General features: G+C 43.2%; 17 protein-coding genes and 1 riboswitch. Of the genes, 8 read left to right on the plus strand and 9 right to left on the minus strand.

Annotation, left to right across the window (positions count from 1 at the left end):
• Nucleotides 1–63 precede the first annotated feature (63 nt).
• On the minus strand, nucleotides 64–750 hold the full coding sequence (locus OC443_RS08745) for a pseudouridine synthase (RefSeq protein WP_073586629.1): 687 nt from the start codon (nucleotides 748–750) through the stop codon (nucleotides 64–66).
• Nucleotides 751–1,085: 335 nt separating this feature from the next.
• Between OC443_RS08745 and OC443_RS08750 the strand changes: the two genes are divergently transcribed.
• Nucleotides 1,086–3,308 carry an NADP-dependent isocitrate dehydrogenase gene (locus OC443_RS08750; protein WP_073586628.1) on the plus strand — a complete coding sequence of 741 codons (2,223 nt, stop codon included), beginning with the start codon at nucleotides 1,086–1,088 and terminating at the stop codon, nucleotides 3,306–3,308.
• 109 nt (nucleotides 3,309–3,417) lie between these two features.
• On the opposite strand, the gene cspD is transcribed toward OC443_RS08750, so the two are convergent.
• A complete protein-coding gene (gene cspD / locus OC443_RS08755) occupies nucleotides 3,418–3,639 on the minus strand; it encodes a cold shock domain-containing protein CspD (RefSeq protein WP_073586627.1) in 222 nt (73 codons plus the stop codon).
• A 458-nt stretch (nucleotides 3,640–4,097) separates the two neighbouring features.
• Here cspD and clpS point away from each other — a divergent pair, with 458 nt between their 5' ends.
• Both clpS and clpA read left to right on the plus strand, forming a co-directional pair.
• A complete protein-coding gene (gene clpS, locus OC443_RS08760) occupies nucleotides 4,098–4,418 on the plus strand; it encodes an ATP-dependent Clp protease adapter ClpS (protein ID WP_073586626.1) in 321 nt (106 codons plus the stop codon).
• A 45-nt stretch (nucleotides 4,419–4,463) separates the two neighbouring features.
• Nucleotides 4,464–6,728 carry an ATP-dependent Clp protease ATP-binding subunit ClpA gene (gene clpA / locus OC443_RS08765; protein ID WP_073586625.1) on the plus strand — a complete coding sequence of 755 codons (2,265 nt, stop codon included), beginning with the start codon at nucleotides 4,464–4,466 and terminating at the stop codon, nucleotides 6,726–6,728.
• Between the two features lie 61 nt (nucleotides 6,729–6,789).
• On the opposite strand, the gene infA is transcribed toward clpA, so the two are convergent.
• The 3 genes from infA to aat all read right to left on the minus strand — a co-directional run bounded on the left by infA (nucleotide 6,790) and on the right by aat (nucleotide 8,522).
• Entirely contained in the window at nucleotides 6,790–7,008 is a 219-nt protein-coding gene (gene infA / locus OC443_RS08770) for a translation initiation factor IF-1 (protein WP_005493784.1), read from the minus strand.
• 80 nt (nucleotides 7,009–7,088) lie between these two features.
• Nucleotides 7,089–7,778, minus strand: a complete 690-nt coding sequence (locus OC443_RS08775) for an arginyltransferase (protein ID WP_073586624.1) — start codon at nucleotides 7,776–7,778, stop codon at nucleotides 7,089–7,091.
• 18 nt (nucleotides 7,779–7,796) lie between these two features.
• Complete coding sequence (aat, locus tag OC443_RS08780) at nucleotides 7,797–8,522, minus strand: leucyl/phenylalanyl-tRNA--protein transferase (protein ID WP_073586623.1); 726 nt, start codon at nucleotides 8,520–8,522, stop codon at nucleotides 7,797–7,799.
• A 27-nt stretch (nucleotides 8,523–8,549) separates the two neighbouring features.
• Here aat and OC443_RS08785 point away from each other — a divergent pair, with 27 nt between their 5' ends.
• Together OC443_RS08785 and aroA are read left to right on the plus strand one after the other, a co-directional pair.
• A complete protein-coding gene (locus OC443_RS08785; protein WP_073586622.1) occupies nucleotides 8,550–9,014 on the plus strand; it encodes an outer membrane lipoprotein in 465 nt (154 codons plus the stop codon).
• A 146-nt stretch (nucleotides 9,015–9,160) separates the two neighbouring features.
• Nucleotides 9,161–10,441 carry a 3-phosphoshikimate 1-carboxyvinyltransferase gene (gene aroA / locus OC443_RS08790; protein ID WP_073586621.1) on the plus strand — a complete coding sequence of 427 codons (1,281 nt, stop codon included), beginning with the start codon at nucleotides 9,161–9,163 and terminating at the stop codon, nucleotides 10,439–10,441.
• A gap of 63 nt (nucleotides 10,442–10,504) precedes the next feature.
• On the opposite strand, the gene OC443_RS08795 is transcribed toward aroA, so the two are convergent.
• Nucleotides 10,505–10,753, minus strand: coding sequence for a DUF2498 family protein (locus OC443_RS08795; protein WP_073586633.1), 249 nt, complete (start codon nucleotides 10,751–10,753; stop codon nucleotides 10,505–10,507).
• 338 nt (nucleotides 10,754–11,091) lie between these two features.
• On the opposite strand from OC443_RS08795, the gene topA reads away from it, so the two are divergent.
• The 3 genes from topA to glgA all read left to right on the plus strand — a co-directional run bounded on the left by topA (nucleotide 11,092) and on the right by glgA (nucleotide 16,719).
• Complete coding sequence (gene topA, locus OC443_RS08800; RefSeq protein ID WP_073586620.1) at nucleotides 11,092–13,719, plus strand: type I DNA topoisomerase; 2,628 nt, start codon at nucleotides 11,092–11,094, stop codon at nucleotides 13,717–13,719.
• Nucleotides 13,720–14,045: 326 nt separating this feature from the next.
• A complete protein-coding gene (gene glgC, locus OC443_RS08805; protein WP_073586619.1) occupies nucleotides 14,046–15,263 on the plus strand; it encodes a glucose-1-phosphate adenylyltransferase in 1,218 nt (405 codons plus the stop codon).
• 1 nt (nucleotide 15,264) lies between these two features.
• Nucleotides 15,265–16,719 (plus strand): glycogen synthase GlgA, encoded by a 1,455-nt coding sequence (glgA, locus tag OC443_RS08810; protein ID WP_073586618.1) that lies wholly within the window; start codon nucleotides 15,265–15,267, stop codon nucleotides 16,717–16,719.
• Nucleotides 16,720–16,822: 103 nt separating this feature from the next.
• Here the strand turns inward: glgA and OC443_RS08815 are convergent, their stop codons facing one another.
• The 3 genes from OC443_RS08815 to elyC all read right to left on the minus strand — a co-directional run bounded on the left by OC443_RS08815 (nucleotide 16,823) and on the right by elyC (nucleotide 19,793).
• Nucleotides 16,823–17,413 carry a TfoX/Sxy family DNA transformation protein gene (locus OC443_RS08815; protein ID WP_073586617.1) on the minus strand — a complete coding sequence of 197 codons (591 nt, stop codon included), beginning with the start codon at nucleotides 17,411–17,413 and terminating at the stop codon, nucleotides 16,823–16,825.
• Nucleotides 17,414–17,541: 128 nt separating this feature from the next.
• Nucleotides 17,542–17,626, minus strand: a riboswitch (cyclic di-GMP riboswitch).
• 166 nt (nucleotides 17,627–17,792) lie between these two features.
• Nucleotides 17,793–18,806, minus strand: a complete 1,014-nt coding sequence (gene purR, locus OC443_RS08820; protein ID WP_073586616.1) for an HTH-type transcriptional repressor PurR — start codon at nucleotides 18,804–18,806, stop codon at nucleotides 17,793–17,795.
• Nucleotides 18,807–18,989: 183 nt separating this feature from the next.
• Complete coding sequence (gene elyC / locus OC443_RS08825) at nucleotides 18,990–19,793, minus strand: envelope biogenesis factor ElyC (protein ID WP_262021659.1); 804 nt, start codon at nucleotides 19,791–19,793, stop codon at nucleotides 18,990–18,992.
• Nucleotides 19,794–19,845 lie beyond the last annotated feature (52 nt).

Genomic DNA, 19,845 nt, shown 5'->3' on the forward strand with positions numbered 1-19,845 from the left:
ATACCCAAACAACCCTGCATCTTCAGGTTGCTTGGGTATATAAATGTATTTAAATCAGCCTCATCAGAGGCTGATTTCTTTCCATTCCCCGGGTTGTAAGCCGTCAAGTTTCATGTCTCCGACAGCATAGCGGATCAGTCTGAGTGTCGGAAAACCAATATGAGCCGTCATCCTGCGAACCTGGCGGTTTCGACCTTCTGTGATGGTGACAGAAAGCCATGTCGTTGGTATTGCCGCCCGGTAACGTACCGGCGGGTGACGTTCCCAGATTTCCGGTTCAGGTATGATGTCAACTCCCGCGGGCAGAGTCGGACCATCTTTCAGGGTTACCCCCCGGCGCAGTTTGTCTAAATCGCTTTCGCCGGGCGCGCCTTCAACCTGTACCCAATATGTTTTAGGAGACTTTGAACGTGGCTGGGTCAGGCGGGCCTGAAGAATACCATCGTTGGTGAGTACCATCAGGCCTTCACTGTCACGGTCAAGCCGGCCGGCAGCATATACATCTTTTACCGGAATAAAATCGGCCAGTGTCCGGCGTTTTTCTCCATCGGTAAACTGACTTAATGTGTCATAAGGTTTATTGAACAAAATAACTTTCCGCTCTTGCGGTGACAGCGGTTTTGTTTGCCTGTGGTGGTTTTTACCTGAATGCTTTTGGCCATGTTGCGGGGAGCCTGCATTGCGTTTTTTCCCTGTATTTCCTTTCCTGCGCTGATGTAAAGAAGAATTGTTGCGGGATGGGAAAGACATGTTAACTACCTTGCAAAAATGTAAATGAAATGTATTTCAATATTTTCTCATTGCTCTGTTTAAGCTATGATTTGCTCGCCCTAAAAGACAACGAAACGAAAATTATATAGAGTTATTGTCGTTTCGCAAAATTATATTCGATTGTCTGTTTGCTGAGAATTGATGTATTTATCCAGCGGTCCCCGGAATTTTACGGGTTGATTTCAGCGCTGGTTTCATGTGAGATACAGGAGATGTATCAGCAACAGACGGGTGGATTTTATGGATTCGCCTTAGTCATCCACACAACACCGTAGGCTTTATGTACGGGTTGTTTATAACTATAGGGAAATTACATGCCTACAAGAAAACCTACAATAATATATACAATTACCGATGAAGCACCTGCACTGGCAACGTATTCTTTGCTTCCGGTTATTCAATCTTTTACAGCCTCGTCAGGGATCAACATTGAGACACGTGATATCTCATTGGCTGGCCGGATTATTGCGAACTTTCCTGATGCTTTAAAACAAGATCAACGTATTGATGATGCATTATCTGAACTGGGGCAACTGACCCAGGACCCGGGTGCGAACATCATTAAACTGCCGAATATTTCAGCCTCTGTGCCTCAGTTAAAAGCCGCTATTCTGGAGTTGCAGCAAAGAGGTTATGCTTTGCCGGACTATCCTGAAGAACCGGCTTCAGATGAAGAACGGAAAATCAAAACAACGTATGACAAAATTAAAGGCAGTGCGGTCAATCCTGTGTTGCGTGAAGGTAACTCCGATCGCCGTGCGCCATTGTCGGTAAAAAATTATGCCCGTAAGAATCCTCATTCGATGGGTGCGTGGTCAGGGGATACTCAATCTCATGTGGCAACGATGAGTGAAAACGACTTTTTTGGCACTGAAAAATCATTGACTGTGCAAAACGCGACTCAGGCTTCCATTATTTTTGTCGGTCAGGATGGTCAGCAAAAAGTTCTCAAGTCACCTTTTGCTCTTCAGGAAAAAGAAATCATTGATACTGCAGTGATGAATGTAAATGCGCTGTGTTCCTTCTTTGAAAAAGAAATTGCTGATGCAAAAGCGAAAAATGTGCTGTTGTCGTTGCATATGAAAGCAACCATGATGAAGGTATCAGATCCGGTTATTTTTGGTCATGCCGTCAAAGTATATTATAAAGATATTTTCGAAAAATATGGTGAATTATTCGAACAGCTGGGCGTAGACGTGAACAACGGAATTGGTGATGTATACGCGAAAATCAAGTCACTGAGCGACGAACAACAGGCAGAAATTAAAGCGGCGATTGAACAGGTTTATTCTTACCAGCCAGCATTGGCGATGGTGGATTCAGATCGGGGTATTACCAATCTGCATGTTCCCAGTGATGTCATTGTTGATGCCTCTATGCCGGCCATGATTCGTTCTTCAGGCCAGATGTGGGGGCCTGATGGCAAGCAGAAAGATACCAAAGCGATGATTCCGGATCGGTGTTATTCAGGTGTGTATCAGGCTGTGATCGAGTTTTGTAAAGAGCAGGGTGCATTTGACCCGTCGACGATGGGAAGTGTGCCTAATGTCGGGTTAATGGCCCAGAAAGCTGAAGAGTATGGTTCTCATGACAAAACTTTTGTGCTGGATGCTGACGGTATTGTGCAGGTTGTTGATGAAACAGGTGCGGTGTTGCTTGAGCAAGCTGTTGAATCCGGAGATATTTTCCGGATGTGTCAGGTTAAAGATGCCCCGATTCGTGACTGGGTGAAACTGGCGGTCACAAGAGCGCGTCTGAGCGATACGCCTGCCGTATTCTGGCTGGATGAAGCCCGGGCGCATGATGCAGAGTTGATTAAGAAAGTCAGGTTGTATCTGCCTGAGCACGAAACATCTGGTTTGGATATTCAGATTATGTCGCCGGTAGATGCTACAAAATATTCATTAAAACTGATTAAAGCCGGGCAGGATGTTATTTCTGTGACCGGTAACGTTTTGCGTGACTATCTGACCGATTTATTCCCGATTCTTGAGTTGGGCACCTCAGCGAAAATGTTATCCATTGTTCCTTTGATGAATGGGGGCGGGTTGTTTGAAACCGGTGCGGGCGGTTCGGCGCCAAAACATGTTCAGCAGGTTGAGAAAGAAAACCACTTGCGCTGGGACTCTTTAGGTGAATTTTTGGCACTTGCTGCATCTTTGGAGCATTTAAGTGTTGTTACAGGGAATAAAAAAGCACAGGTGCTGGCTGACGCGTTAGATCAGGCGACCGGAAAATTCCTTGATACAAACAAATCACCGTCACGTAAAGTTGGTGAACTGGATAACCGGGGCAGTCATTACTATCTGGCAAGATATTGGGCTGAAATGCTGGCACAGCAAACAGAAGATGATGAACTGGCTGGCGAATTTGCGCCTGTTGCACAGCGGCTGGCAGATTCTGAAGCACAAATTCTGGAAGAACTGAATAGTGCTCAGGGTGTAAAAGGCGATTTAGGTGGGTATTATCTGCCTGATACAGGCAAAGTTTCTGCTTTAATGCGCCCGAGTCAGACACTGAACAATATCATTGACTGAGCGTTGTTTGGGTATAAAGCACAAAATAACCCGCTTAATCGCGGGTTATTTATTTACATAGCCTGTTCATTAAAAGAATAAACTATGTGACAGGTTTGGCAGCGTTTTATTATTTTGCTTGCTGAACTTCGATCGGGATAACACTGCTGGCGTGAAAGCCTTTAGGTCCCTGTTCAACTTCATATGATACTTGTTGGCCTGCTTTCAAAGTACGGTATCCCTCCATCTGAATTGTCGAGTAGTGGGCAAAAATATCGCCATCTTCTCCATCTGCACAGATAAAACCAAATCCTTTGGCATTGTTAAACCATTTTACTTTACCGGTAGCCATGCTATACATCCCTCATGCATTTTATTACTGATGTTGTCGACAAAAATAATCCTGTAAAAACAGGAACATTTTCATATTTGTCTGTGAACTTTAATTTAGCGCTGCTGCCAAATTAACAAGCCACTACTTAAGCAAATTTAGTCAATCACTCCCTACAGTCAACAATGAAAGTGAATAAACATCGATATCTTTGCAACAAAATGCGCTAGTGTTTACATTTCTATAACTATCAGTGAAATATTTCTGTGAATGGTTATCCAGCAGGATTAAACTTGTTAAGTGGATAGCAATCTTTTATTTGCAGCGATACAATTGGTAGATTAGTCTCTAAGTATGAGACGTTTTCGCTTCAGCGATAAGAATGTCATATCAGTTGGCTATAAAAACAATCATTTTTGTTGCCAGAGGTTCAAATAATTAATCTAACTGGAAAACTCTCAGATTCAGCCGTTATCGTTATGAGTAAAAATTTTGAATGGGTGGCTCCAGACTCAGAATTACTGGAGAAAGAAAAAACAGCAGTTCAGCCACCATCTATGTACAATGTCATTCTGATGAATGATGATTATACACCGATGGACTTTGTCATTGAGATCCTGGGACGTTTTTTTGCGATGGATGCCGATCAAGCGACACAAGTGATGCTGAAAGTCCACTATGAAGGGAAAGCTGTCTGCGGGACATTTACTGCTGAAGTTGCTGAGATGAAAGTAGCGCAGGTTACTGTTTATTCGAGGGAACATGAGCACCCATTGCTTTGTATCATGGAGCGAGCTTAGTACTTGCCAGAACAACAGGATATGTTGTTCCTTAAGGAGGCCCCAATGCTTAACAAAGAATTAGAGTTGAGTCTGAATAATGCCTTTGCCCGGGCCCGGGATAAAAGGCATGAGTATATGACTGTCGAGCACCTTCTGCTTGCGTTGCTGGAAAATGGTGCAGCGAAGGAAGCTTTAATCGCCTGTAAAGCAGATCTGAATGCATTACGTTCTGAACTCGATGCATTCATTGATAAAACCACCCCATTAATCCCCGAAAGTGATGAAACAAGAGAAACCCAGCCCACGTTGAGTTTTCAACGGGTATTACAACGGGCTGTGTTTCATGTCCAGTCATCAGGACGAAATGAAGTCACTGGTGCAAATGTTCTGGTTGCTATTTTTAGTGAACAGGAATCTCAGGCAGCTTATTTGCTGAAAAAATATGACATTAGTCGCCTTGATATTGTGAATTACATTTCACATGGTATTACCAGAACGACCGGACCTGCGGAGGAATCATCCGAATCGTTTGGTAGTGAAGGTTCTGAGGAAGTGTCTTCTGAAGAGCGTCTGGAAAACTTCGCGACGAATTTAAACAACCTGGCAAAACAGGGAAGTATTGACCCGTTAATCGGACGGGATCCTGAGCTGGAAAGAACAATTCAGGTTTTATGCCGCCGGCGTAAAAATAACCCGCTGCTGGTTGGGGAAGCCGGTGTCGGAAAAACAGCGATTGCTGAAGGACTGGCCTGGCGAATTGTTGAAGGGCAGGTCCCTGAAGTTATTCAGGATAGCGTGATTTATTCTCTGGATATTGGCTCCTTATTAGCGGGAACCAAATACCGGGGCGATTTTGAGAAACGCTTTAAAAATATTCTGAAACAACTCGAAGGTGAGAAGAATACGATTCTTTTCATCGATGAAATTCACACGATCATTGGTGCTGGTGCCGCATCCGGTGGTCAGGTTGATGCGGCGAATCTTATCAAGCCTCTGTTGAGTAGTGGTAAATTGCGTTGTATCGGCTCTACAACTTATCAGGAATACAGCAATATTTTTGAAAAAGAACGGGCATTATCCCGTCGTTTCCAGAAGATTGATATTGTTGAACCTTCTCTGGATGACACCACGAAAATTCTGATGGGTCTCAAATCAAAATATGAGGCGCATCATGAAGTGCGTTACACCAATAAAGCTTTACGGGCAGCGGTTGAACTGTCTGCGAAATATATCAATGAAAGGCATCTGCCAGATAAAGCGATTGATGTGATTGATGAAGCAGGTGCGCGCATTCGTCTGATGCCGGTGAGTCGCCGGAAGAAGACCGTTGGTGTTTCCGACATTGAAGCCATGGTTGCTAAAATGGCTCGTATACCTGAGAAATCCCTGTCGTCTTCAGATAAAGATGTGCTTCAGTCACTGGAGCGCAAGATGAAGATGATGGTTTTCGGACAGGATAAAGCAATCGGCGCGCTGAGTGAGGCAATCAAACTATCCAGAGCGGGTTTGGGTGCGGAGAACCGTCCGGTAGGCTCGTTCTTATTTGCAGGCCCGACCGGGGTAGGTAAGACAGAAGTGACCTTGCAGCTGGCGAAGATACTCGGTATTGAGCTGCTTCGGTTTGATATGTCTGAATATGGTGAACGACATTCCGTCAGCCGCTTAATTGGTGCACCTCCCGGTTATGTCGGATATGATCAGGGCGGCTTGTTGACGGATGCTGTGATCAAACATCCGCATGCGGTTGTTTTGCTTGATGAGATTGAAAAGGCGCATCCGGACATTTTTAACCTGTTACTGCAAGTGATGGATAATGGGACACTCACGGATAATAATGGCCGTAAAGCTGACTTCCGGAATGTAATTTTAGTCATGACGACAAATGCTGGTGTTGCCGAAACGGTGAAAAAATCGATTGGCTTAATTCAGCAGGATCATTCTCATGATGCATTGTCTGAAATTAAGAAAGTATTCAGTCCTGAATTCAGAAACCGTTTGGATAATATCATTTGGTTTAATACGTTGGATCAACGGGTCATTCATCAGGTGGTTGATAAGTTTATTGTTGAACTTCAGGCTCAGCTTGACTCCAGAGGCGTTTCTCTTGAGGTATCAGAGGAAGCGAGAACATGGCTGGCTAAGAAAGGATATGATAAAGAAATGGGTGCCCGTCCGATGAGTCGTGTGATTCAGGAGCAACTGAAGAAACCATTAGCGAATGAGTTGTTATTTGGTTCACTGGTTGAAGGCGGAACGGTAACAGTCAAGCTGAAGAAAGACTCATTGTCATTCGAGTTTATCGGAACAAAAGAAGAAGCAATCCATTAGTGTTGTTTTCTGCATAAAAAAACGGAGCTATGTCGCTCCGTTTTTTTATGCGAGATTTTGATTAACGGGCACGGAAGACAATACGGCCTTTAGATAAATCATAAGGAGTCAATTCAACAGTGACTTTGTCACCAGTCAGAATTCGAATGTAGTTTTTGCGCATTTTTCCTGAGATATGCGCTGTTACTACGTGACCATTTTCAAGCTCAACACGGAACATAGTATTTGGTAACGTGTCGAGAACCGTACCTTGCATCTCAATTACGTCTTCTTTAGCCATTTAATCCTCTTTAGAAATGTGGCAAAAAATCACGGGCAGATATCGCCGTCATCTTTAGAAATAAAAAAGTTGCGCGTATTCTACCTGTGCCAACGCTGATTTACTAGCCTTTGATGTGGATGAAATCGAGTTTTATAATTCATTGCCGGGCATTCATCAATTTGGTAGCCAAGATAAAGCCATTCTTTATTCATCATCTGACAAATCTGTATTTGCAGCAAAACCGCGAATGTGCCTAAAGAGAGGGAAGAGTCAGGATCATAGAAAGTATAAAAAGCACTGCCGCTGTCGGGGAGCATATCGGTGACCGCAACCGCAACTAACTGGTCCGCGTCGTAAATGTGAATATACGATGTTGACAGCCAGCTGCAGGACGAAAATTTTTCAAACTCAGCCTGATCCGGTGGATACATTGAGCCATTTTGATGGCGTTGTTCAATATATCGTTCGTAAAGGGAATACCACAGCGGATCCAGCGTCGATTTGATTTCCCAGCTCAAATGAGATGTTTTATTTTTCAGTCTCTTCTGGCTTCTTGATGGCTGAAAATCATTCACAGGGATGCGGACAGGCTGGCAGGCCTGACACAGTCCGCAGTATGGTTTATAGATTGTAGATCCACTTCTCCGGAAGCCATTTGACAGGAGCATTTCGTATTGTTCCGGGCAATGCAGCTTTTCATCCATCACGATCGCGACACGTTCCTGGCGCTCGGGCAGATAGCTGCAAGCGTGATAGTGAGTAAGACCAATTCGTATATTCTTATGCATAGAAACCGTTAATCATAATTATTGATGGTTGAAATCTTCTGAGGTTGAAATCCACTGAGATTGATAGCACCGGGCGTTAACCTGATGTTGTTTAAGCGTTTGCAGCCGGGTAAGGAAATCCTCTCGTTCCAATTCGTATGCACCCAGGGAAGCCAGGTGAGAATTCATAACCTGACAGTCAATGAGCTTACCTCCCGCCTGTGAAAAATGCCGGCAAAAAGCCCATAATGCGATTTTTGAAGCGTTTGTTTTGAGACTGAACATTGATTCTCCACAGAATAGTTGTCCGATAGCGATCCCGTAAAGACCGCCAACCAAAGTGTCTTCATCCCAGACTTCGACTGAGTGACAGTATCCGGCTTGTGCTAAATTTTTATAAGCGGCCCGCATTTCCTCATTGAGCCAGGTTTGTTCGGGTGTACGTGTTGTTGAACATAAGTCAATGACTTGATGCGTACATTGATTGATACTTATCTGATATGCGACCTTTTTCTGAAATTTACGAAGACTTTTTGCAGGTTTAAATGTGAAAGGGTTAAATATTGCTCTGGGAGACGGGCTCCACCATAAAATGGGTTCACCAGGTCCGTACCAGGGAAAAATTCCTTCCTGGTAAGCTTTGATGAGGCGGGAAACATGGAGGTCACCACCATAGGCCAGTAGGCCATTCGGATTATCAAGGGCTTGTTCAGGAGAAGGGAAAAAATATTCTCCCGCTGCCAGTTCCGGAATATATATTGTCATATCAATACTTTCTGTTGGAGATGTTCTATGCGATTTTTCATATTGATCTTATGTGTTTTACCCTGGCTTGCCAATGCCGCTTACGAAAGAAATGTTGCGCGGCCGGTTGATAAAATCGTTTTTGGCAAAGTTGAGTCTGTCCGGTATTTTTCCCAGCGGCAGGTCATTCATGCGAAAAAGCATGGTTGGGAAACATTTGCCGGTGCGGTTGCCGGAGGCGTGATCGGACACCAGTTCGGCAGTGGTCACGGGAATACATGGGCGACCATTATCGGAGCCATTGCCGGTGCGGAAATTGCTGCCAATCGCTATGATACAAGGCCGTATCACCGGGATGACCCATTGGTTGAGTTATTAATTGCACCGGATAAAAAAGGTGAGAAGCTGCTCGATATTATTCAGGATGTTGACCCACATATGCTGTTCAGTAAAGGAGATAAAGTGAGAATTTTGTTTTTCAGCAATGGTGTCCGGGTTGATAAAGAGTACTGATTGAATCTTGCTCTGAAGTGTTTTTTCAGTGATTCAGAAAGCCAGGGGTGGAGTTCCCGGGGAAATTTCGTTAGTCTCAGGCTACGAAGAATATTTATCACCTGTGAATAATGAAGAGCCGGGTGATACAGGGAAAACATATCCAGATGGAAAGTCTCACATTACAACCAATAAATATGATTCAGGGTGAAGTCAATTTGCCAGGTTCCAAGAGTGTTTCGAACCGGGCGTTGCTGCTGGCAGCATTGGCTAAAGGGACAACCCGTTTAACTAATTTACTAGATAGTGACGATATTCGTCATATGCTCAATGCACTGAAGGCACTTGGTGTCCAATACCGCCTTTCTCATGATAATACCGTTTGTGAGGTTGATGGCTTAGGTGGCGTGTTTCATTCGGATACTTCACTTGAATTGTTTTTAGGGAATGCTGGAACGGCAATGCGTCCTCTGGCTGCTGCTTTGTGCCTTGGACACGGGGATTTTGTGCTGACCGGTGAGCCGCGGATGAAAGAGCGTCCGATCGGACATCTGGTTGATGCTTTGCGCCAGGCAGGGGCAGAGATTCAGTATCTGGAAAATGAAAACTTTCCGCCGTTAAAAATTCAGGGGAAAGGGCTAACAGGCGGAACGGTTTCGATTGACGGTTCTATCTCCAGTCAGTTTTTAACAGCGCTCTTAATGTCTGCACCACTTGCTTCCGGCGATACTCAAATTCAGATTATCGGGGAGTTGGTTTCAAAACCATATATAGACATCACATTGCACATCATGGCGCAGTTTGGTATTCACGTTGAGAATCATGATTATCGTGAATTTACCATTCAGGGTGGACAATCATATACGTCACCGGGAACATTTTTAGTGGAAGGCGATGCTTCTTCAGCTTCATATTTCCTTGCTGCTGCGGCAATCAGGGGAGGAGAAGTCAAGGTCTCCGGCATTGGAAAAAATAGTATTCAGGGTGATGTTCAGTTTGCTTATGCACTTGAAAAAATGGGCGCTGACATTGAATGGGGTGATGATTTCATCAGTGCCAGAAGAAACGTATTGCAAGCGGTGGATATGGACTTTAATCATATCCCGGATGCAGCGATGACAATCGCTACTGCCGCGCTGTTTGCCAAAGGAAAAACCGCGATTCGCAATGTGTATAACTGGCGTGTTAAAGAGACTGATCGTTTGGCGGCTATGGCAACAGAGCTCAGAAAAGTGGGCGCAATTGTCGAAGAAGGGGAAGACTATATTACAATTACGCCACCTGAGAAGCTGACTCACGCTGCGATCGATACTTATAATGATCACCGGATGGCGATGTGCTTCTCTTTGGTAGCACTGAGTGATACGCCTGTGACGATTAACGACCCGGGCTGTACCTCAAAAACATTCCCGGATTACTTTGAGCGCCTGAAAAGCCTGAATCACTAATCTGTAATTTTGTTCGATTCTTGTTGCAATAAAAGCCTCTTCTTTGTAAATGAAAGAGGCTTTTTAATCCTGTAGTGTGAATTCCTTAGACAGGTGATGTGCCAGATATTTAAATACATTGAATACAACAGTGGTCTTTTCTGTGGGTAATCCGCTTTCATTCAGGAAATAATTCCCTTTGAAGATTAGCACCCCATCTTTCTCTTCAACTGAATCAGCCCGCATGCCATCCATATACTGGTCATGCTCCTGAATCAGTTGATTTGCAATCATCAATAAATCAGTTGCCGGAATTTTTTTCTTCTCGTTCACCGTGACTCTCTTTTCTATTCTATATTTCTGACAGAGCATTGTATGAATCAGTGTTTTCGGATCAATAAGAAATGGGTATCTTCTGTTTTGTATACAAAGATTTTGTGATATACCCCATAAATCAGTTTTTTTTTTCAGCAGCACTCATACACTCCATTTAGTATGACCGGGCTTTTGGCTGAGCTGGCATATGATTAGAACAATTGTCGACCAGTTAATTATCAATTTGAAAAAACTGGTTGATCTTCTGGTTATCTCGCTCAATAGTAAAAAAAGAGAATTTTTTGAATGTGGTGCGAAGTGCGTTCGCATTTTGATGAAGGATATGTTAATCAATTATGGGTAAATCACTGGTTATAGTGGAGTCTCCTGCCAAGGCGAAAACGATTAATAAATATCTTGGCCGGGACTATATTGTGAAGTCTAGTGTCGGTCATGTCCGGGATCTTCCAACCTCTGGTCAATCTAATTCAGCTAAAAAAGCGGCTCCGGTTTCAACAAAAAACCTTTCTCCTGAAGAAAAAGCCCGTCTGAAAAAAGAGAAAGAGCGTAGTGCCCTGATAAAGAAAATGGGCATTGACCCTTATCAGGGCTGGGAAGCTAATTATCAGGTTCTTCCCGGTAAAGAAAAGGTTGTTTCAGAGCTGCAAAAGCTGGCTAAAGACGCTGACTCTATCTATCTCGCAACCGATTTGGATAGAGAGGGAGAGGCCATTGCCTGGCACTTACAGGAAATTATTGGTGGTGATAAAGAACGCTATAAGCGCGTTGTTTTTAATGAGATAACCAAAAACGCGATTCAGCAGGCCTTTAAAGAACCTGGTGAGTTGAATATGGACGGTGTGAATGCGCAACAGGCACGCCGTTTTATGGATCGCGTTGTCGGATTTATGGTTTCACCATTGTTGTGGAAAAAAGTTGCCAGAGGATTGTCTGCAGGGCGCGTTCAGTCTGTTGCAGTAAAACTTCTGGTCGAAAAAGAGCGTGAAATTAAAGCTTTTGTACCGGAAGAGTTCTGGGATATTCACGCTGACACGAAAACCCGGTCTCACAGTGACTTTCGATTATTGGTTGCACAAAAAGACGGAGCTGCTTTCAAACCCGTCAATGAGCAGGAAACGAAAGATGCGGTATCCGCACTTGAAGCCGCGCAGTATGAAGTTTGTAAGCGTGAAGACAGACCAACATCAAGTAAGCCATCAGCACCATATATCACTTCAACCCTTCAGCAGGCAGCCAGTACCCGGTTAGGCTATGGGGTGAAGAAAACTATGATGCTGGCGCAGCGTTTGTACGAAGCTGGTTATATCACCTATATGAGAACTGATTCGACCAACCTGAGTGCTGAAGCTGTTGACTCAGTCCGGGAGTATATCCAGACCGAATTTGGTGATGCGTATTTACCTGATAGTGTCAATGTGTATGGCAGTAAAGCAGGAGCGCAGGAAGCTCACGAAGCGATTCGACCATCGAATGTTCAGGTTCAGGCTGATGCCCTTGAAGGGATGGACAATGATGCACATAAGCTATATGCGTTAATCTGGAATCAGTTTGTTGCCTGTCAGATGACGCCTGCGCGTTACGACTCCACGACTATCAGTGTGAAAGCGGCATCTTACACATTGAAAGCGAAGGGCCGGATTCTGAAGTTCGATGGCTGGACCAGAGTACAGAGACCTTCCGGAAAAAATGAAGACCAGATACTTCCCGGTGTTCAGGTTGGCGATATTCTGTCTCTTGTCAAATTAGATCCAAAACAGCATTTTACCAAGCCACCGGCACGTTTTACTGAGGCTGCACTGGTGAAAGAGCTGGAGAAAAAAGGGATTGGTCGTCCTTCCACGTATGCTTCGATCATTTCCACGATTCAGGATCGTGGTTATGCGAAAATTGAGCAACGCCGGTTTTATGCAGAAAAAATGGGCGAAATCGTTACTGATCGCCTGGGTGATAGCTTTGATGATTTGATGAATTATGATTTTACCGCCCGCATGGAACAGAAGCTGGATCAAATCGCAGAGGGCCATACCAGCTGGAAAGGTGTATTAGATCACTTTTTCAGTGATTTTTCAGTTCATCTCGAAACTGCTGAACAGGATGAAGATTCAGGTGGTATGAAGCCAAACCATATTGTCCTGACTGATATCGAGTGTCCGACCTGCTCTCGTCCTATGGGGATTAGAACGGCATCGACGGGCGTTTTCCTTGGCTGTTCCGGCTATTCATTACCGCCGAAAGAACGTTGTAAGACGACGATTAATTTAGGTGATGAAGATGGTGTAATCAATGTACTCGAAGAGGATGTTGAAACTGCTGCTCTCCGGGCGAAAAAGCGTTGTCCTATCTGTGAAACAGCAATGGATGCTTATCTGATAGATGATAAGCGTAAGTTGCATGTTTGTGGTAATAACCCGAACTGTGATGGTTACCTCGTCGAACATGGTGAATTTAAAGTAAAAGGCTACGATGGACCTGTTGTCGAGTGTGATAAATGTGGTGCCGACATGGTCCTGAAGAATGGTCGCTTCGGGAAATATATGGGATGTACGAATGAATCCTGTAAAAACACCCGGAAGATTCTTAAAAATGGTGAAGTTGCACCGCCAAAAGAAGAACCGGTTCATTTACCTGAAATTCCCTGTGAAAAATCAGATGCTTACTTTGTTTTACGGGATGGGGCATCCGGGTTGTTTATGGCTGCCAGCAATTTTCCTAAATCGAGGGAAACCAGGGCGCCATTCGTACATGAGTTAATCAGGTTCGAAGATAGATTACCCGATAAGTTTAAGTATCTTGCAACAGCACCTGCAGAAGATCCTGATGGTAAACCAACCGTTGTACGGTTTAGTCGAAAAACCAAAGAACATTATGTCCGTACTGAAGAAAACAGTAAGCCCACCGGCTGGACTGCTTTATACATAGACGGCAGTTGGGAAGTCACAGATAAACGGAAAAAATCCAGGTAGAAAAAAGGCAGCGAAACGCTGCCTTTTTTATTACCGGTAATAAAACTTTCTTTCAATAATCGCATGCTTGCAGTTTCAGGTTTTTTTGATCTGGTAGCACGATATTCAGCTTGTTGGATATTTTTTTGTATTCTGTGAACTGGATTATGAGTTGAATAAAACTTGCGATGTCCACTTCACTAGTTTCGGCTTCTAACTTTGTATTATCCGGGAAATTATATAATGTAATTATAAGGTTACTAACATAGTTACATATAAAATTAGCAATAAAGCTAATATTTACGGAAGAGTCGGATAATCACAATCTAACAGATGGAGTTTTAATCATGGCTGGTGTATTAAGTATGATTTTGGCAGGCGGTGAAGGGTCCAGATTAAGACCTTTAACCGTATCCAGAAGCAAGCCTGCAGTGCCTTTTGGCGGAACATATCGGTTGATAGATTTCGCTTTAAATAATTTCGTTAATGCAGACTTAATGAGGATTTATGTTCTGACTCAGTTTAAATCCCAGTCTTTATACATGCATCTGAAGAAAGGATGGAATATATCCGGGATTACTGATCGGTTTATTGATGTTATTCCGGCCCAGATGCGTGATGGGAAGAGGTGGTATGAAGGAACCGCTGATGCGATCTACCAGAATATCCGGTTTATCGAGTTCGCAAATCCGGATCATGTCTGTATTTTTGGTTCGGATCATATCTACAAGATGGATGTCCGGCAGATGCTGGATTTCCATAAACGTACAGAAGCTCATCTGACGGTTTCAGCGCTTCGCATGCCTTTGAATGAAGCCAGTCAGTTTGGTGTGATTGAAGTTGATGAAAGTGGCAGAATGATAGGTTTTGAAGAAAAACCTGAGAATCCAAGATGTATCCCCGGAGAGCCGGAATGGGCTTTGGTTTCAATGGGAAATTATATATTTGATGCCAATGTATTGTGTGATGAACTGAAAGAAGATGCGCTCAATACCGAATCAAGCCATGATTTCGGGAAAGATATTATTCCAAAACTATTTCCCAGAGATAATGTTTATGTGTATGATTTTTCGACAAATAAGATAAAAGGTGAGGATGATCATACCTACTGGCGTGATGTTGGTACCATTGACTCTTACTGGGCCGCAAATATGGATTTACTGGATGCTGAGCCTCAGTTTTCACTGTACAACCGGAGCTGGGCACTTCATACCTATTATCCGCCGCTGCCACCGGCAACGTTTATCGATGTTGATGACAGAAAAGTGAAGATTACAGATTCTTTGGTTTCGGGAGGAAGTTATATTCAGGGTGCAACGATATTTAAATCGATTCTTGGCTTTCGAACCAATATCGCAGCCGGTTCTCATATCAGTGAATCTGTTATTCTTGGTGATGTTAAAATTGGAGCAGGCTGTACGATTAAACGAGCCATTATTGATAAACACGTAGAAATTGCTCCGGGTACGATTATTGGCGAAGACCTCGAGCTTGACAGAAAGCATTTTCATGTTTCCGATAGTGGTATTGTTGTTATCGCCAAAGGAACAAAAGTTGGATTCTAGGATGGAAAAAATAAACATATGGTTCGCTGTATCGGAGGTACAGGGCATCGTAAAAAGTGGTGGTCTGGCTGATGTGGCTAAAGCACTGCCAGTGGCTCTTCAGGAGCTTGGGCACCAGGTTAGCATTGTCATGCCCGGGTATCATGCAGTACCAGATAAAAATAATATGCAGGTTATCTGTGAGACTGCATTAACTCACTGGCCATATACGCCATATAAAGTCCGGCTATCTGCTCATGATGGTATAAATATCTATTATATCGATTGTGAGACGTATTTTGACCGTACCGGGCTTTATTCAGAATATAACCGGGCTTATGCAGACAATGGGGAAAGGTTTGGTTTTTTCTCTGCGGCTGTACTGGATATTTTACCAAAGCTGGAAATTCATCCGGATATTATTCATACCAATGACTGGCATACAGGACTGGTTCCTTTTCTACTGAAGACCCGATATGCAAATGATGAATTTTTTCGCTCAGTCAGAAGTGTTTTGACCATCCATAATGCACTGTTTAAGGGGATTTTTTCTTATGATGAACTGGAAGTGATACCCGAATTGCATCTAAATGGAATGGAGTTCTTACAATATGGTAAAGGCTATGTCAGTACACTAAGAGCCGGGATTGCTTTTGCAGATAAAATCAATGCTGTCAGTCCCAGTTATGCCGCAGAGCTATTAACGCCTCTTGGATCTCACGGATTGGTTGATGATTTTGTTCATAAAGCAAAGGATTTGCAAGGGATTATCAACGGTTGCGATTACGCTGAATGGAATCCTCAGACTGATACGTATATTCCAAGGAATTATTCTTCAGAAGCTGCTTCTTTGTCCGAGGGAAAGAAAACCTGTAAAAGTCTTTTACAAGAGGAATTGCAGTTACCAGTCAGAGATGTTCCTGTGTTTGGAATGGTCTGTCGGTTAACCCAGCAAAAAGGGTTCCATTATTTATTACCAATACTGGAACAGTTTCTTCTGAATGATGTGCAACTGGTCATCGTCGGAACCGGTGAACCAGAGATTGCCAATCAATTGCACCAGATTGCTTTGTCTTCGTCGGACAAATTTGTGTTTGTCGATGCATATAGTAATCATTTTGCCCATATGGTTGAAGCGGGCGCGGACTTCTTTTTAATGCCTTCTGAGTTTGAAGCATGTGGCTTGAACCAGATATATAGTATGGCTTATGGAACATTACCAATCGTCAGAGAGGTTGGGGGGCTGAAGGATACGGTTTTTGATTATCATAAGTTTTCTGATAAGGCGACTGGTTTTAGTTTTCTCGAACCCGATCCCAAGGCTCTTCTGGTTTGTATACAAAGAGCACTGCTGTTTTATCTGCAGCAACCTGAAGAGATGCTAAAAGTTCAGCAAAGGGCAATGCTGCTGGATTTTAGCTGGAAAGATTCTGCTCAAGAGTATGTTCGAATGTACCGGATGGCGCTCATGAAATAATGAAACAGAGAGTTGGCTGGAATCGTCTGAATGAAAGATAAATAAAAAAAGCACCTGAAAACAGGTGCTTTTATCATATATTCGGTCAGTTATATTTAACTAATCAAAGCAGATTAGCTAATTCCTCACGTCGTGACTTCGGAATAACAGACCAGTGTTTACCTTCTATAGCACCTTCAAGTGCCCACAATAACTCAAGAGATGGTTGAGTTGTTGGATGGGTTTCCTGAATTGCTTTATAAGCCTGAATCGCTCCTTTCTCATGAAGATCAGCGACAGAATTAATTCCTGCTTTTCTAAGCATTCTTTCTGTTGCTAACCGAAGATTAGGGAGATCTTTCAATCGTTGTGGTTTTGTGACCTCTTGTGATTCTTTTTCAAGTTTAGCCGTTTTATAAGCCTGCGTTGCAATAGTGAGTATCTTTGATTTGTCCTTCCAGTATTCCGCTGGTAATGCGTAATACTTAGTGACAACAGGGAACCCGCGTTTTGCATAGACATAAGGCTCAAATCCTTGCTCCTTGAATGTCTCTAGTGAATTTGAATCTGCTCGTATGTGTAACTTGTCCTTTACGACAAGTGCAAACATGATATCTTCAACAAAAATACCAAATCCGCCAAACATTGAGCGAGATTTAACACGTCCCAGCTGCTCAAATAGCTGCATTGAATTTTTAAGGGTTGGTTTATCCATGCTTTTCGTCTCGGTGTATTTTTAAATGAATACGCCACCAAAATCAGGTCCGAGAATTTAGCAAAATAATGCAGAAAATATGTTAGTAAGACGTCAGTAAATGACGAACTATGAAATGCATTTTTGCCATCGGTAACCCCGCTACCTACCACTCTCTGGTTTAGGCCGGAGGCTTTGCGTCCCACCCTTTCAGATGGTTTGCCCTGTGCGTGACACTTTTTTCTAATGTTTAATTAACAATTGAAAAACGATAAATAGGTGTTACCACCTATTCGCAAATGTGATTTTAGTCCAAATTATGCGGTAGATCAACTAATAGCGTATGAACTAAGCGATTTTTTTAAATTCATGCGTGTTCATATACATAATATAGCGGTCATTATGACCGATTCTTTAATTTTTTGACAGTGTCACGAGCAACGATTTCGGGATGCATTTCAAATATTCGGCGCTCATGTTCTTTATTTTTGATACGTTCAAGCAAAATTTCGAAAGCATTTTTGCCAACACGTCTTTTGGGTTGATGGATTGTCGTTAGTGGGGGAGAGAAATACTCAGAAATCTCAATATTATCATAACCAATCACTGACATATCTTCAGGAATTTTAATTCCCCGCTGCTGGAGCCGGCTCATTAATCCTAAAGCCATGGTGTCATTAAAACAGAATATTGCCGTTGGCTTTTCATCCATAGCAATTATTTTGTCTGCAGCCAGAACGGCTGTGTCACATTCAAAGTTACCTTCTAATATCCAGTCATCATTTGTTGGTAAATTTGCTTCGGACATTGCCCGGCGATAACCCAATATGCGCTCTTTGCAAATAGCTTTGGATAATTGACCACTTAAACAGGCAATTTTTTCATGGCCGTGATCAATCAGATATTTTGTGGCCAGATAACCGCCTGCTTCAGAGTTATCAATAATTTTGTCTGCCTGAGAACTCTCAGGCCCCCAATCCATGACCACTTTAGGAATATCCTGATATCCATCAAGCATTTCCAGCAGAACTTCTGTCAAATCTGAGCAAATAACAAGAATGCCATCGACCCTTTTTTCAGCCAGCATCCGAATGTAATCACGTTGCTTTTCATACAGCCCGCCGGTATTACATAAGATGAGCGTGTATCCCTGGCGATAACAATAACTTTCTACACCATCAATGACTTCAGAGAAAAAAGGATTCGTAGACTGGGTTACCAGCATACCGATTGTGCGGGTTGAATTACACTTCAGACTTCGCGCAACCGCACTCGGAGCGTAGTTCAGCGATTTCACCGCATCCAGTACTTTTTCCTGAGTCGCCTCAGCAACAAAACGTGTTTTATTAATCACGTGCGAAACAGTTGTGGTTGATACGCCCGCCAAACGGGCAACATCTTTTATTGTAGCCATAGATATACACTCTTTCGCTCTTGCTGAAAGCCAGCAATATAAATCGTTGGTTGAAAATTAAAATAACAGCTTTTGTGAAGCTGAATACTGAAAGCCCGAAATTTTAAAACTCTGTTTCGGGAATAGCAATCTAAATTCAGGAAATAATATAACAGCCGCACAATCAGAAATGTTCCGTGCGAATTATATTTTATCTTCTGAAGACTTAGATATGCTGGCTTCCTGACTGGAAACCCACTTCTTTAGCTTTTGCCAGAGTTGCCCTAAGGTTTCATGCCAGTATTTCTCTGTTTGTTCAAGATATAAAGACTTTGGTGCATATTTTTCCCAGGGCTGAGCAATATCCTTCAAAGATAAGTAATTGGTTGGTGCAGGAATCGGATTTAATCCCGCAGAGCGAAACTCATGTAAAGCCCGTTCCATATGGCTGGCTGATGTAACCAGCACCATTTTCTGGCTCCCTATAAAGTTGGCAGCCTGTTGGGCTTCTTCCCAGGTATCCCGGGCGTTTTCCAGTAATATAATGTCAGATTTGGCCACACCGAGTGACAGAGCAACTTTTGCCAGCATACGGGCATGACTTAACCTGGTCTGAGCCGCATATCCTGAAAGAATCAGTTTTGCCCCCGGATACATCCGCATGACCCGAATCCCTTCAGTCAGCCGCATCAGTGCTGTCCGGCTGATTTGTGATGTCGGCGGTATCTGGGCGTCAACAACGTGACCTCCTCCCAGAACCATTACATAATTGACGGTACCTTCAGCAGGAAGAAAAGCTGAATACTGGCGTTCCAGAGGCGCAAGCAGACGGCTTGAAACGGGCTGGAAAGATGCCAGAAAAAGGCAAACATAAGAAAAAAGGACGATCAGACAACCCGTTTTTCTTTTGGTTGTAAACATAATCAGCATCAACCCAAAAAAGCCAATAAGCAGCAACGAGGGAAGAGGCATCAGAAATGCAGAAACGATTTTTTTTAGTGCAAACATATAAAAATAGTCCGAAAAATCAGCAATTGAGAATAAAAACGATTAATCCCTC

Origin of the sequence: Vibrio quintilis, assembly GCF_024529975.1 — a bacterium.
GTDB lineage: Bacteria > Pseudomonadota > Gammaproteobacteria > Enterobacterales > Vibrionaceae > Vibrio > Vibrio quintilis.